Raw genomic sequence first — 15,359 nt, forward strand, 5'->3', positions numbered from 1 at the left:
GTTCCTTGGGTTGCTGGTCGATCAACAGCCCGCCGCCAAGAAAACTTTCCTGAAGATTCAGAAGCGTCTGATGTGTCGCTTACCGGGGTCTATCTAGTATCGGCACCCGCTCCAGTGCCCGGATTATGCGGGAATACGCAGTTTGTCGGGGCGTTCAGCGCTTATTTGACGCCAAGATAGTGGCGAATTAACATCACTCGCCCTGTGTTGACCCTTGCTGCCCTTTCGAAGGACCGAATATGTCTATCCCCACCCTCGGGATGAGGCTGTGCTGTGCCCTGTCCTGCCTGCTGCTGGCCGGCACCGTGCACATGGCTGTTGCCGCCCCCTTGCCCGCACCGACCTTCAACCCCGGCGACCAGGACCTGATTCGCGACCGGCAGAACCGCCTGCTGGAAGAACAGCAGCGGCGTCTCGAAGAACTCAAGGACCTGCCCGGCAAGAGCACCGCGCCAGTGCCGCCCAGCGCGCCCAGCGATAGCCGCTGCTTCCCGATTCAGGATATCCAGCTCAAAGGTGCCGAGTCGCTGTCCGCCAGCGAACGCGAGCGCCTGCTCAAGCCCTACATCGGCCAGTGCCTGGGGGTGGCCCAGCTCAACGAGCTGCTCAAGGTCATCACCAACCGCTACATCGAGAAGGGCCTGGTCACCAGCCGCGCCTACCTGCCGCAACAGGACCTGTCCAGCGGCCACCTGCAAGTGCTGGTGGTGGAGGGCAAGCTCGAAGGACTCAAGGCCGCCGAGGGCAGCAAGCTCAGCGCCCGCGAACTGAACATGGCCTTTCCCGGCAGCAGCGGTGAGCTGCTCAACCTGCGGCAGATCGAGCAGATGGTCGACCAGCTCAACCGCCTGCCGTCGAATCAGGCGCAGATGGAGCTGGCCCCGGGGCAGGCCGTGGGCGGCAGCGAAGTCCTGGTCAAGAACAATGCGCAGAAGCCCTGGCGCGTCGGCCTGTCACGCAGCAACGAGGGCCAGAAGAGCACCGGCGAGCAGCAGTGGGGCAGCTCTTTCGAATGGGACAGCCCCCTGGGCCTGGCGGATCAGTTGGTGTTGCGCGGCGGCCACGACGCCGTCAGCGACCACCAGAAAACCTCGCGCAACGCCATGCTCTACTACAACCTGCCGTTTGGCTGGTGGAACCTCAGCTACAGCTACAGCCAGAGCGAATACCGCTCCCTGGCCCAGGCGGTGGGTTTCAACTTCAAGCAGACCGGCGACAGCCAGAACCACCAACTGCGCCTGGAGCGAGTGATCCACCGCGACGCCGTGAGCAAGACCTCGCTCAACAGCGGCCTGACTTACCTGCGCACCAACAACTACATCGAAGACAGCAAGCTCAGTAACAGCAGCAATCGCCTCAGCGAAGCGCAGTTCGGCATCAACCACGGCCGGCGCATCGGCGGCGCCTTCGTCAACCTCGACCTGGGCCTGCAGGACGGCATCGGCGCCTTCGACGCCCAGCGCCAGAAGGAACGCGACGACACAACGGGCAAGCGCCAGGCCAACGCCCGCTACCGCAAGTACACCGCCACCGTCAGCTACCTGCAGCCGTTCAAACTGTGGGACGAGGCCCTGGTGTTCAGCAGCCTGGTCACCGGCCAGCGCAGCGAGGATGTGCTGTTCAGCTCGCAACGCATGAGCCTGGGCAGCCAGTCCTCGATCCGTGGCTACAAGGACCAGAGCCTCAATGGCGACAGCGGCTACTACTGGCGCAACGACCTGCGCTGGAGTCGCCCGGTGACCTGGAACTGGCTGCGCCCGGCCTTCGCCGAGTACGGCACGGGGCTGGGCTATGACCTCGGCGCGATTCGCAACGACCGCTACAACGCCGAGCAGCATGGCCGGGTCTCCAGCGACTCCATCGAGTTCTTTGCCCGCGGCAAGCACCTTGCCGCCAGCGTGACCTTTGCTCATTCCCTCGAACGGCCCGAAGCCCTGAGTGAACGCGAAGCCCCGATCTATTTCCGTTTGGACCTGTTCCTTTAATTCCGCTCTTTACCCGAGATACATGACATGGACGCTCGTCAGTTTGCCTTTCTGGTTCGTCAACCTTCGGCTGCCCTGCAATCGCGCGACTCCTTCTGGGGCCTGCCGAAACGTGGACTGGCGTTCATCCTGGCCAACATGATGTTCTGGCAGCCGGTGGTGGCGATGGCCGACGGCATCGTGGTCAACGGCAGCGGCACCACACTGGGTCAGGCCGGCAATGGCGTGCCCATCGTCAACATCGCAGCCCCCAATGGCAGCGGGCTGTCCCATAACAAGTTCAGCGACTATAACGTCGGCCAGCAGGGCGTGATCCTCAACAACGCCACCAACCGCACCCAGCCAACCCAACTGGGCGGTATCATCCTCGGCAACTCCAACCTGGGTGGTCGCGCGGCCAATGTGATCCTCAACGAGGTCAACGGCGGCAGCCCCAGCCAGCTCAAGGGTTACACCGAAGTGGCCGGGCAATCGGCCCATGTCATCGTCGCCAACCCCTATGGCGTGACCTGCAACGGCTGCGGCTTCATCAACACCCCGAAAGCCACCCTGACCACCGGCAAACCGGTGATCGAGAACGGCCAGCTCCAGCGTTACCAGGTGGACCAGGGCAGCGTCGCCATCGAAGGTGCGGGGCTCAACGCGAGCAATATCGACCAGTTCGAAATCATCACCCGCAGCGCCAAGATCAACGCCGAGATCCAGGCCAAGCACCTGGCGGTGATCGCCGGGGCCAACGATGTCGACGCCAAGACCTTGAACGCCACGGCACGCACCGCCAACCCGGCGGATGCACCGCAACTGGCCATCGACAGCAGCGCGCTGGGCGGCATGTACGCCGGGGCGATCAAGCTGGTGGGTACTGAGGCTGGGGTCGGGGTCAAGCTCGACGGCAACATGGCTGCCAGCGCTGACGATATCCAGATCGACGTCAACGGCAAACTGAACGTTGCCCAAATCGCCGCCAACGGTGCAGTGAACGTCAAGGCCACCAGCGCCGACCTGCAAGGCACGGTCTACGGCAGCAACGTCAACGTGCAGACCCGCGATACGCTGAACATTCAGCAAAACATCGCGGCTCGTGATCAGATCCAAGTGGGCACCCAGGGGCAGTTGAGCAATAACGCCATCGTCGAAGCAGGTGTCAACGACGACAACACCCGCAATACCACGGGCGATATCAAGATCCGCGCCCAAAACATGCGTAACAACGGCAGTGTGGTTGCTAGCCGCGATGTGCGTGTTTTGGTAGATCAAACCCTGGATAACAGTGGCGGTACGCTCAGTGCACAACGTGCTGCGAAAATTACTGCGGGAACGCTGGATAACCGCAATGGCGGCAAGGTCCTCAGCGCCGATACGGCCCGCATCAGCGTAGATAATCTTCTCAATACACAAGGCAAAGTTTATAGCCAAGGCAACCTGCGCATTGTCGGCTCAGACCTGGACAACCGTGGCGGTGAAATCGCCAGCAAGACCGGTATCCGGCTGACTGGCGGCACCCTCAACAACAGCGATAACGGCAGCTTGATCGGCGAACAAACACTCACCATCAAAGCTGATCAGGTACTGAACCGACTGGGCCTGATCTCTGGATTGCAGGGCCTTGAAGTCAAAGGTGGCAAGCTCGACAACAGTAGTCACGGCAAGCTCTCCAGCCTCAACGGCGAAGTCAGCGTCCAGCTCAGTGGCGACCTGAACAACAGCAAGGGTGGTGCGCTGGTCAGTAAGACGGCGCTGACGGTCAGCGCTGCCAATATCGATAACCGCCAGGGCAGCCTGTCCAGCGGAGCAGGGCAGACACTCACCGTCAGCGGCGTGCTGGATAACAGCGACAAGGGCCAGATCGACAGCGCAGAGTCGCTGGTTATCACCGCCACGACCCTGCGCAACGTCAGCGGCACCATCAACTCCCAACTTGGCCTGACCGTCACCGGTACCGATCTGGACAACACCGACGGCAGCATCGCCACCAACGACGCAGCTACCCTCGATTTGCTGGCTACTCTGACCAACACCAACGGCACATTCGCCAGCGTTGGGGACCTGCTGCTGAAAGGCGCCGATCAGGTCAATAACCAGGGCGGCCAATTGGCCAGCCAGAGCATGATGACCCTGCTCACCGGCGGCCTGGATAACCGCAATGGCGGCACTGTTGCCGCCAATGGTCGATTGCTGCTGACCGCCAGCGGTGTGGTGCAAAACGATAATGACGGCCTGATCTACAGCAAGAACGCCAGCCTCAACCTGCACGGCTCGCGCGTAGAAAACAGCAAAGGCACTCTACAAAGCCAAACCGCACTCGAGCTAAAAACCAGCGGCGATGTCGACAACCACGACGGCAAGATCATCGCTCAAGACGGCGAGCTGAGCGTCACGGCCGATCACGTCGACAACCGTGGCGGCACATTGTCCAGCCTGCAAAACGCCTTTACTGCGCGCATTACTGGCGTGCTCAAAAACGGTTATGACCTCGACAACAAAGGCGGCACGATCCAGGCCCGGTCTCTGGATGTACGTGCCCTGGCGGGCATTAGCAACTACGGCGGCCGCATCGCTGCACAAGACGGCGACGCGCTGATCGACACCCGAACCGCTGACTTCGATAACCGTAACGGCGGGCTCTACGCCAAGCAAGGCGTGAGCGTTACAGGCCACAACTTCGACAACAGCGGCGATAACGATGGCCAGATCACCGGCCAGAACATCGACCTGACCCTCGACGGTGAGTTGAACAACCGACTCGGCATTATCGAAAGCAACAGTACCCTCACCATCACTGCCGCCAGCATTGACAACCAGACCGGCAAATTGCGCGCACTCGGCAACAGCGGCATCACTCGCTTCCAGATTGGTGGGCGGTTGAATAACCAGAGCGGCATGCTGGAAACGGCAAACAACGATATCAGCCTCTCGACCGGCAGTTTGCTGAACGCTGGCGGCAATATCGTGCATGCCGGCAAAGGCAATTTTGGTGTGGCCAGCACTGATGTAATGAACGCCGGTGGCAGCTTCACCACGGGCGGTGACCTAACCCTGGATGCCGACAGCTGGACCAACAGCGGGGTTATTCAGGCCGGCACGCTCAACGTCAATGTTACGAACTTCACACAAACCGCCACCGGGCAATTGTTGGCGTCGACGGCGTTTATCGGCACAGGCGACACCTGGGTCAATGATGGTGTGATCGGCAGCGACGGAACGCTGGGCTTGACGTTGACGGGCGCCTACTCTGGCAGCGGTCGGATAAGCAGCCTGGCCGAGCTTAAAATGGCGGCCGCTCAGCTGGACCTTGGCGCCACCGCCAGCATCAAGGGCGGCGGTAAAACCGATATCAACGTCATCGGCCAGTTGAACAACTTCGGCCGCCTGACCTCTGGCAGCGATATGGCTGTCACCACCACGAGCCTCGCCAACTACGGGGCCCTGGCCGCCGCGCAAGACCTCGTCATCAACGCTGAGACAATCCTCAACGATCAAGTGGAAGACGGCAGCCGAGGCTTCATATTCAGCGGTCGGAATATGAGCCTTCAAGCGGGCAGCATCACAAACCGCTACGCCGACATCTACAGCATCGGCAATCTCCTCGTCACTGGTAGGGCGCCGGGCAGCTCAGCCCAACGCCTGGAGAACCGTTCCGGCAGCATCGAAGCCGGCGGTGATATCAACGTCGATGCCGCAAACTTCGCTAACCAGCGCGACAAATTCAGCATGGAGCAACGGGTCACCGGCGGCTACATGACCATGTCCTGCGTGCAGCATTGCGATGGCCCTAGAAGTCCGCGTGTGCGTGGCCCGGTGTTCATCTACAAAACCGTTGAAAGCACTGTGAGCGAAGACTCACCGATGGCCACCTTCATGGCCGGGCACAACCTCACGGTTAACAGTGAAAGCGTCCTCAACCAATACAGCCTGCTGTCGGCGGCAAACGATCTGGCTATCAGCAGCACTAACATCACTAACCAGGCAGCTCTTTCCGTGTCGGGCACATCCGGTCGTGAGGTGGGGGCCGGTAACTGGATCTCGGGGCAGAGCTTCTACCAATTGATGAGTGATGTGCACCGGTATAACCAGCAGCATCCCAGCTCTGGTCCGTTCGACCCGGTAGCTTTTGGTGAGTTGGTTGCAAAGTTCAACCCGACCCTGTTCTACGGCATCAACGATCCTGTAGTCGTTCAGGCTGACGGTAAGGCGGCAGCCCCAGCCATCATCCAGGCAGGGGGTACGCAAAAGCTTAGCGCCTCCAATGACATCAGCTCGATCGTGGTTCAGAAAACCACCACCGCCGTCAGCGAGCGTTCAGCCAATACCAGCGTGTTCAGCGTCATCGAACCCTCAACCCTGTTGCTCAACCGCCAGCTGCCGCCCGACCTGGCCCAACTGCAAGTAGATCCAACCGCGTTGCCGGGCTTCAGCCTGCCGGTGGGCCAAAATGGCTTGTTCCGACTCAACGCCCAGGACACCTCGGGTGCGGCCGTCAGCCACATTGCGGGCGTGCAAGGCATCCCCAACAGCGTGACGGCGGTCAAGCCGCCCAAGTACCTGATCGAAACCAACCCCGCACTCACCGACCTCAAGCAATTCATGAGTTCGGACTACTTGCTCACACGCCTTGGCTACGACCCTGATACCAGCGCCAAGCGCCTCGGTGATGGGCTCTACGAACAACGCCTGGTACAGCAAGCCGTGGTCGCTCGCACCGGTCGAGCCTTCATCGAAGGACAGACCTCCAATGAGGATCAGTTCAAGTACCTGATGAACAACGCCATCGCCAGCAAGAATGAACTCAATCTCGCCGTGGGTGTGACTCTGACATCGCAACAGGTCGCGGCATTGACTCATGACATCGTGTGGCTTGAAGAGCATGAAGTGAATGGCGAAAAGGTACTGGTGCCGGTGTTGTATATGGCGCATGCCAATAATCGGCTGGCACCTAATGGTGCGCTGATTCAAGGCACTGATATGACGATGATTGCCGGCAAGAATCTGACTAACGCCGGTACGTTGAAGGCCACCAGCAATCTGTCCGCCATCGCGGGCCAGGACATGGTCAGTAGTGGGCTGGTGCAGGCAGGGGGGCGACTTGATCTGTTGGCCAGCAAGAACCTCACCAACAAGTCGGGCGGCGTAATTGCTGGTAAGGACGTGACGTTAACGGCGCAAACAGGCGATGTAACGAACGAGCGCACGGTCACTTCATCACAGATTGCCTATGGGAAAGACCTGGTCCGCAACGACTACGTCGACAGCTCGGCTCGCGTCGAGGCGGCCAACGACCTGACAATTTCGGCGGGCCGTGACATCAACAACATCGGCGGCGCACTGCAAAGTGGGCGTGACGTGATACTGAACGCCAGTCGGGACGTGAATATCGTTTCCGCGCAGGCCACCAATAGTCTGGATCGCGGCATCAACCGCAACAGCAGCAACACTACTCAGTACAGTGCAAGCGTCAGTGCCGGGAGGGACGTTTCGGTTCAGGCTGGCCGCGATGTCACGGTGGTTGCGGGTGACATCAATACTGAGCGGGATATCAGCATGAAGGCCGCCGAGAACCTGACCTTGAGTTCTGCGGCTGACGAACGCCATGCCTACTCCAAGTCCAAGAAACTCACGGTGCAAGAGGATCACGTCAAGCAGATCGCCAGTAACGTGACGGCGGCCGGTGATGTGGTGTTCAGTGCCGGTAAGGACATGACGCTGATATCCAGCCGGATCAATGCTGGAGATGAGGCTTATCTGGTAGCGGGTGGGCAACTGGATCTGCTCGCGGCACAGGACAGCGACTATTCGCTCTACGACAAGAAAAAGAAAGGCAGTTTCGGCAAGTTGCAGACCCGCCGCGATGAAGTGACCCATGTGACAAATGTGGGGAGCGAGATCAAGACCGGAGGCGACCTGACCCTCAAGAGCGACGGTGACCAGAGGTATCAGGTTGCCAAGCTGGAGAGCGGCAAGGACATCACTCTGGATAGCGGTGGCGCCATCACCTTCGAAGGGGTGAAGGACCTGCACCAGGAAAGCCACGAGAAGACCAATAACAACTCTTTCTGGGTGTCCTCCAAAGGCAAGGGCAATACCGACGAAACCCTGCGCCAGACCCAGATGGTGGCGGCCGGCAATATCGTGATCAAGGCCGTTGATGGCCTGAAGATCGATGTGAGGCAGGTCAACCAGCAAACCGTCAGCCAGAGCATCGACGCGATGGTCAAGGCCGACCCGCAACTGGCATGGCTCAAGGAGGCCGAGAAACGCGGCGATGTTGATTGGCGGCTGGTGAAGGAGATCCACGACTCCTACAAGTACAGCAACTCCGGGTTGGGGCCGGCTTCGCAGATCATTATTGCGATTGTGATGGCGGCGGTGGTTGGGCCTATGGCCATGGGAGCTATGGGGACGGCCACCGGTGGAGCGGTTGCTGCGGGGACCATGAGTTCGGGAACCGCTGGAATGCTGGTGTCGGGTGCGGGAGCTATCGCTACAGGCGCTGCGACTAATGCAACCGTTAGCTTTATCAACAATGGTGGAAATCTTGGGGCGGTATTTAAGGATGTGACCTCTTCGAATGCAATGAAAGGGTATGTGGTCTCCGGAGTTACTGCGGGGCTGACGTCTGGTTATTTCAATGAGTGGACAGGTACTTACACCAACCCAGTAACGAATCAGGTTATTGGGCCGAACCTCAGCACTTGGACAGGTGTTGGGCAATTTGCTGCGAGCCAAACACTGCAGAGCGGTACCTCCATGCTGTTGAGCAAAGCGTTGGGGCAGGGCGGCAGTGCAAGTGATGCTCTGAAAAGTGCCTTGTTCAACACTTTGGCGGCTGCGAGTTTTAACGCTGTTGGGGATTACACCAAAAAATGGGGGATCAAGGATGGCACCCTGCCGAAAATCGCTATTCACGCGATGGTGGGAGGACTGCTCTCGCAAGCGACTGGTGGTGACTTCAAGACCGGGGCATTGGCAGCTGGGGCCAATGAAGCCCTGATCGAACATCTCAATCTTCTTGTCCAAGATGACAAAGTACTATTGGGTATGAGCTCGCAAATCGTAGGAGTTTTGGCTGCTGCTAGCCAGAAGGACGCAGATGCAAAATCTATAGAAAAAGGAGGGTGGATAGCTAAAAATGCCACCGCATATAACCGCCAACTACATCCAGATGAAAAAAAGTTAGCGAAGCGTTTGGCGGCTCGGAGTGGCGGTAAGTACTCAGCTGAACAGATTGAAGATCAACTGCGCCTGTCTAGTGTAAATGGTACTGATATCGGCCCTGGAACCGATACTGTTGCGACTAAGGAGGGACGGTATGATGAGTCGGGTAAGTGGTTGCCATTGGGGAATGGTCAGTATTTTCAAGATTTTGCCAAACTTGATCTGAATATCGTTGCTTATATAAATGAGCAAACAAACGCATACAGTTGGGCGAATTTTCCTTCGAGTCCAAATACAGACTGGAGCAAATCTCCTAGTATTAGTGATGAGAGGCGTGATCGGCTTTCTGGGCATGTATTAGATGGTGATGGTGGCTATCGTTTACCTGTTATGGTGGGAGACGAAGCTTTTAGTCCCCGTTTTTTTTCATGTGGAGATGCTTCATGCGTATCCCTAGGCGGCAATGCTGACACGTCTGATCTAGAGACTATTCGCTGGAATGATGCATTAAATCGAAAGGCTATTAGCGATGTAACTACTATGGGAAGTTTAGCTCCCGTACCGGCTACTTGGTTAGGGAAGCTATTGGGTGCATTATTTGGTCGAAGTGTAATTGTTGGAGGGGAAGCGGCAGGCCTGAAAGTCACGGGTAACCTACTTGGGAAGGAGAGGTCTCTCGGGAGCGCTGCGGGACACGACTATGCTGGTGGGGTTCTTGAGGGAGGAACTGGTACCGCATATGCTGGTCATGGTCAGTACAGATATGGAGTCGGGGAAACTATTGTTCCTGAAGGAACAGCTATAACTTTGCCCCGAGAGGGCATTCGTATCACAGACGCAACTGGGCAATTTATCGAGCGTGGTGATTGGGAGGGATTATTCGCAGCAGGGTTAAAAAATCCTCGTATTGCTAACGATATTGAAGGCATGGCAACTTGGTTGCCCGGTGCTAAAGTTCTTAATTACTCTCTTAGTGCGCCTACAAATCTGGTGATTTTGAAAAACTCATCAACGGTGGAACAGCGCACATCGCTTTCTGAATTGCTAAAGTCCTACGCAGGGTGTGTACAATGGGCTGCATGTACAGAATTCGTGAGGTGATTTATGTATTTTAAGGATTTGAGTGATTATTCTTACTATTTAAGTGGTGGGCTACCTAGTGTAAAGAATGTCGGTTGGATAGATTCAAGGCACTATTTTGAACGAGGTGATGTTCCAAAGGCTGTTGTTGATAAGCTGCATCAGCTGATAGCTGGCTCTGCTGTATTTGATGCTCATGTAAATAAGATACGAGGTATTCATCCGTGTAATTTATGCGGCGAGCGAAATATTGAGGTCTCTGTAGGTAGTAAGAAAATATACATTGGTAGCTCTGAGATTTGGGTGCCGTATGCTTGTGCTGATGGGTATTTTGCCTCCCCTACGATGATAGTTCACTATATAGAAGTACATGGATATAAGCCGCCGGATGAATTTATTGAAGCGTTAATGGCTGTGGATTTAGATGTAGAGTACTCGGCTCAAGATGCTTATATGCTGGCTGTTTCTAAGGTTTGAGTATGGTTTTTAAGAGCGATTTATAGAACGTTGTTGGTGGTGAGGGGGGTAGCTGCAAAAGGAACTGGCAAGGTAATTGATACCGCTCCGCTGGCTCAAAAAATCGCTGATATTCGAACAACACTGCCTTCTAAGCTAAAGGTGAGGGGAATATGGCTGTTGCTGATATAAGATTGACGGTTTGCCTTCTCAGATGGCCGCGCACAGTAGAATTAATAACCCTACTCCAGCACAACAGGCACAAGGAATTGTCGGCGAAGGAAGTGGTTTGTTCCAAACTCAAAGTGTCCCTAATAAATCTGGAGTATTAATACCGAGAGCCGGGGATTCAGAAGCAAAAATTCTGGATGGACTTGCCCAAAAGCTTGGTAACAATTTCAATGCGAAAGGTACGGTCACTATATTTACAGAGCGCCCTGCATGTAGTAGTTGCTTAGGTGTGGTTGAGCAGTTTAAGGTTAAATATCCAAATATTCGAATTGATGTTCTAGATAACAATGGTGTGGTTATGCGTCCGCTTAAGGTAAAACAGTGATATGGAAAAGTGTCGAGTTTCTTATTCTGAAATAAAAAGTTGGATTTTAGAAAACTATTGGGATGGATGCAGAGATCATGGTCCTTTGATCGCGGGGCGAGATGGGAGTGGATGGAGTTTAGAACAAATTTCGTCAGATATTTATGACGGATATTCGGGCGGAGATGGTAGTTTTGATTCGCCGCTTGAGTATCTAATGCTGGAAGTTGTTAGTTTGGTTTTGTCGTGTTGGTATCCGAGTCAAGTTGAATATCATAAGAAGCGTATATTTAATCTGCTTTCGGAAAATGATTTAGCTAAGATGCTTGAAAATGTCCCTTCAGATGAACTGGAAGAGTTTAAGCATGATCTTGAGGTTTTAAGTATTATTTGAAATCCCCCGGCGTGGCCGGGGGATTTTTCACTCCGCCGTAATCACTAACCGATTCTTACTGACCTCGATTCTAATCTTCTGATTGACCTCAAGCCCCGCCTGTTGCAACCAGTGCCCACGGAGTCGAAGCCAGGGGACAAGACGGTGTTGCGGATTCTCGGCATCGCCCAGTGGCGGATAGAAGGTATGCGATCCATAAACCCCACCTACCCAGTGGTGGAGCAACGGTCTACCGTGGCATCTGCGGCGAGCAGTTCCACGGTATGCGATCCATAAACCCCACCTGCCCAACAGTGGGTCAACGGTTTACTGTGGCATTTCGGGCGAGCAGTTCCACGGCAGTAGCGCCTCGTAGTCCTTTACTGACGAGGCATGCGGCAGCCGCTCTAGTACGTCGCGTAGCCACGTATAAGGCTCTTGGCCGTTGACCTTGGCGGTCTCGACCAGGCTGTAGATCTTCGCGCTAGCACTGGCGCCATTGACGGTATCGCTGAACAACCAGGCCTTGCGCCCGATGACAAACGGCTTGATCGCTCTTTCGGCCGTGTTGTTGTCGATGGGCAAATAACCCGCTTCGACATAACGCTCCAGTCGGCTCCAGTTATTCGCCAGATAATGCACCGCCTTGCCTAATGCACTTTGCGGCGTCACCTGGGATTGGGTTTTATCCAACCAGACTTTCAGCTGCCCCAAGATCGGCAGGCTCTTTTCCTGGCGAACGATAAACCGCTGTTCATCATCGGCTTCCTTAAGTTCACGCTCGATCCCGTACAGCTTGTTGATCATCGTCAGTGCGATATCGGCCCGTCCGGTTTTACCCTTGGGCTGCACTTTTTGCGCGTCCACGAACTTGCGTCGTGCATGGGCCATGCACGCCAAGCGCTCCACACCCGATTGCAACGCCAACGCGTTATAGCCGGCGTAGTCGTCGGTCATGACATAACCGCGATAACTTTCCAGCAGCCGTAACGGCACCTCCTGCGCACGACTGGACGTGTAGTCAAACAACACGACTTTACGATCTGGCGGGCCGCTGGCTTGCACCCACATCCAGGATTGGCTGGTCGGATCTCGATCCGGCTCTTTCAACACCTGGACACGGGTTTCATCGCAGTGGATGACCGGACTTTCCAGCAGGCGGTCACGCATCAAATTCAGCAGTGGCTGGAAGTGTTCGCTGCACTGGATCACCCAGCGAGCCAGAGTTTGCCGAGGGATCTCGACACCGTGGCGAGCGAGGACTTTTTCGAAGCGGTGCAGCGGCAGACCATCGACGTACTTGGTGGTCAGCAGCATCGCCAACACATTCGGACTGGCCATGCTCTTTTCGATCAGTTGCGTAGGTTTGTCAGCCGTGACCGGGGCTGCTTCGCAGCCCCGGCAGCCGTAGACTTTGCGGATATGTTTGATCACGCGGATCTGCATCGGCACGATCTCTAGCTGTTCGCTGGTTTCTTCGCCGATGGCGTGTTTGCGGCAACCGCAGCCGCAAGTCAGTTCGTGTTCGGGTAGTTCGTGGATGACCTCGATCCGAGGCAGATCGGCTGATAGTGGTTTACGTTTACCTCGGCGTTTAGTCGGGGCAACGACTTCTTCGTCAGAGGTGCCGGAGACCGGAACCGCAAAGCTTTCGGGTTCATTAAAGAGCACGAGCTGCGGCGTCTGCGGATCGACGGTTTGCTCTGACTTACGCCCGAAAAAACGTTTACGCCATAGTTTGATCTGCTCTTTCAGGTCAACAATCTGGTCTTTGTCCACCTGACGCTCACTGAGCATCTGCACAAGCATTTGCTTGAGCAGAACCGGATCATCAGGGAGGTCGTCGGGCATGGAAATCATGGCCCGGATTATATCCAACTATGCGACAAATCGCGGCGTCAAAACCTGATGTGGCCGGTTGCACCACAGATCAAAACCGTCGAGTAACCAGTTCAGTTCCTGAACCGTCAGGACAATGGCTTCATTCGTGTCGTCAGGGGAGGTTTTGAACCGTTCGGATTCAAGGCGTTTGAGCCAAAGACAGAAGCCGTTGCGCTCCCAATACAACACTTTGATGCGGTTACGGGCTTTGTTGAGGAAGACAAAAAGTACCGGATCGAACACGGCGACTTTGATGTCCAGCTCTACCAGCGCGGTCAGACCGTCTATGGATTTTCGAAAGTCTACGGGCTTGGGGTAGAGGTAGACTTTTTCCACTTTTGCATCGGGTCGCATCATGAGGTACTGGCTCCTGAAAGAGTTGAGGAGCACAGCTTCGAGCATCAGATTTCAACTTGGAATGTGGGCTTTATGGGGCGCATACGAGCATCCGTTTCGGGTGATCAAGCGTCAGTTCGGTTATGTGAAGACCCGCTTCCGTGGCCTGGCCAAGAATACGGCGCAATTGACCACACTGTTCGCGCTGTCGAATCTGTGGATGGTGCGCCGGCAATTATTGCCTGCTGCGGGAGAGGTGCGCCCGTGAGGGCAGAAAACCAAGGCTATGCCTTGGTTTTCCAATAATCAGCGGCTGAAAATCGGGGTTTCGGCATCTCCAAGCCGTCCATTTGCGGCTGGTGGGTAACTTGTTCGGAGAATCCTTAGGCAAAATACCCAGATTCCACCCGCCGAGTTTCCCGATGAAGCAAATGACTTTCGCCGATGCCGAGTACGCCGGCAAACGCAAGCAGACCCGTAAAGAGTTGTTCCTGATCGAGATGGATCGGGTGGTGCCGTGGAAGGGTTTGATTGCTCTGATCGAGCGGCACTACCCGAAGGGTGATGGTGGTCGTCCGGCCTATCCGCTGATGGCGATGCTACGTGTCCATCTGATGCAAAACTGGTTCGGCTACAGCGATCCAACGATGGAAGAAGCACTGTACGAGACTACGATTCTGCGTCAGTTTGCGGGGCTGAGCCTGGAGCGCATTCCCGACGAAACCACCATCCTCAACTTCCGTCGCCTGCTGGAAAAGTACGAACTGGCGGCAGGAATTCTGGGCGTGATCAATGGCTATCTGGGTGATCGCGGCCTGTCGTTGCGCCAGGGCACTATCGTCGATGCCACGCTGATTCATGCGCCGAGTTCGACCAAGAACCAGGACGGCAAACGCGACCCGGAAATGCACCAGGCCAAGAAAGGCAATCAATGGTACTTCGGCATGAAGGCCCATATCGGTGTGGATGACGAGTCGGGCCTGGTGCATAGCGTGGTGGGCACGGCGGCCAATGTGGCAGATGTCACGCAGGTCGATAAGCTGCTGCACGGCGACGAAAACGTAGTCTGTGCCGATGCCGGTTATACCGGAGTGGAAAAACGCCCCGAGCATGAAGGTCGCCAGGTCATCTGGCAGATTGCCGCCCGGCGCAGCACCTACCAGAAACTGGGCAAGCGCAGCGTCCTGTACAAAGCCAAGCGCAAGATCGAAAAAGCCAAGGCGCAGGTCAGAGCGAAGGTCGAGCACCCGTTCCGGGTGATCAAGCGCCAGTTCGGTTATGTGAAGACACGTTTCCGTGGCCTGACCAAGAACACGGCACAGTTGGTGACGCTGTTTGCGCTGTCGAATCTGTGGATGGCTCGCCGACATTTACTGAGCCATGCAGGAGAGGTGCACCTGTAATGTGGGAAGTTGCCGCCGCGAGGTGCTCGCGGCGGCTAAAAAACAGGGATGGGTGAGTGATCTCAGCGTTTTGGATCGACTCGCCACTTTCAAAATCGGCGGTGGCCGAAATCAGTCAGAAACGCATGGCTACTTCAGACCATCCCTAGATCGCTAAA

Annotated in this window: 9 protein-coding genes and 1 pseudogene; 7 read left to right on the forward strand and 3 right to left on the reverse strand. The window is 56.1% G+C overall.

The window, feature by feature from the left end:
• The first annotated feature begins 239 nt into the window (after positions 1-239).
• From PLD_RS22895 to PLD_RS22915, 5 genes are all read left to right on the forward strand, one after another.
• Positions 240-1,985: a ShlB/FhaC/HecB family hemolysin secretion/activation protein gene (locus PLD_RS22895; protein ID WP_159896802.1), complete on the forward strand. Its 1,746-nt coding sequence runs from the start codon at positions 240-242 to the stop codon at positions 1,983-1,985.
• A 27-nt stretch (positions 1,986-2,012) separates the two neighbouring features.
• Positions 2,013-10,238: a DUF637 domain-containing protein gene (locus PLD_RS22900; protein ID WP_256674724.1), complete on the forward strand. Its 8,226-nt coding sequence runs from the start codon at positions 2,013-2,015 to the stop codon at positions 10,236-10,238.
• A gap of 3 nt (positions 10,239-10,241) precedes the next feature.
• The gene (locus PLD_RS22905) at positions 10,242-10,694 is read left to right on the forward strand and encodes a hypothetical protein (protein WP_159896804.1); all 453 of its coding nucleotides are present in this window, start codon (positions 10,242-10,244) and stop codon (positions 10,692-10,694) included.
• Between the two features lie 181 nt (positions 10,695-10,875).
• Positions 10,876-11,229 carry a deaminase domain-containing protein gene (locus PLD_RS22910; RefSeq protein ID WP_256674726.1) on the forward strand — a complete coding sequence of 118 codons (354 nt, stop codon included), beginning with the start codon at positions 10,876-10,878 and terminating at the stop codon, positions 11,227-11,229.
• A gap of 1 nt (position 11,230) precedes the next feature.
• Positions 11,231-11,602: a hypothetical protein gene (locus tag PLD_RS22915; RefSeq protein WP_159896808.1), complete on the forward strand. Its 372-nt coding sequence runs from the start codon at positions 11,231-11,233 to the stop codon at positions 11,600-11,602.
• Positions 11,603-11,629: 27 nt separating this feature from the next.
• On the opposite strand, the gene PLD_RS31280 is transcribed toward PLD_RS22915, so the two are convergent.
• From PLD_RS31280 to tnpB, 3 genes are read right to left on the reverse strand one after another with little or no spacing between them, the layout of a single operon-like run.
• Positions 11,630-11,893 (reverse strand): SymE family type I addiction module toxin, encoded by a 264-nt coding sequence (locus tag PLD_RS31280; RefSeq protein ID WP_371929080.1) that lies wholly within the window; start codon positions 11,891-11,893, stop codon positions 11,630-11,632.
• Between the two features lie 15 nt (positions 11,894-11,908).
• Positions 11,909-13,441, reverse strand: coding sequence for an IS66 family transposase (locus tag PLD_RS22925; protein WP_159896812.1), 1,533 nt, complete (start codon positions 13,439-13,441; stop codon positions 11,909-11,911).
• An 18-nt stretch (positions 13,442-13,459) separates the two neighbouring features.
• Complete coding sequence (gene tnpB, locus PLD_RS22930) at positions 13,460-13,819, reverse strand: IS66 family insertion sequence element accessory protein TnpB (RefSeq protein WP_256674727.1); 360 nt, start codon at positions 13,817-13,819, stop codon at positions 13,460-13,462.
• 85 nt (positions 13,820-13,904) lie between these two features.
• Here tnpB and PLD_RS22935 point away from each other — a divergent pair.
• Positions 13,905-14,066 (forward strand): annotated as a pseudogene (locus tag PLD_RS22935) (transposase); the annotation flags it as partial.
• A gap of 154 nt (positions 14,067-14,220) precedes the next feature.
• Entirely contained in the window at positions 14,221-15,201 is a 981-nt protein-coding gene (locus PLD_RS22940; RefSeq protein WP_159896814.1) for an IS5 family transposase, read from the forward strand.
• Positions 15,202-15,359: the final 158 nt, after the last annotated feature.

Origin of the sequence: Pseudomonas sp. LD120 (assembly GCF_009861525.1) — a bacterium.
Taxonomy (GTDB): Bacteria; Pseudomonadota; Gammaproteobacteria; order Pseudomonadales; family Pseudomonadaceae; genus Aquipseudomonas.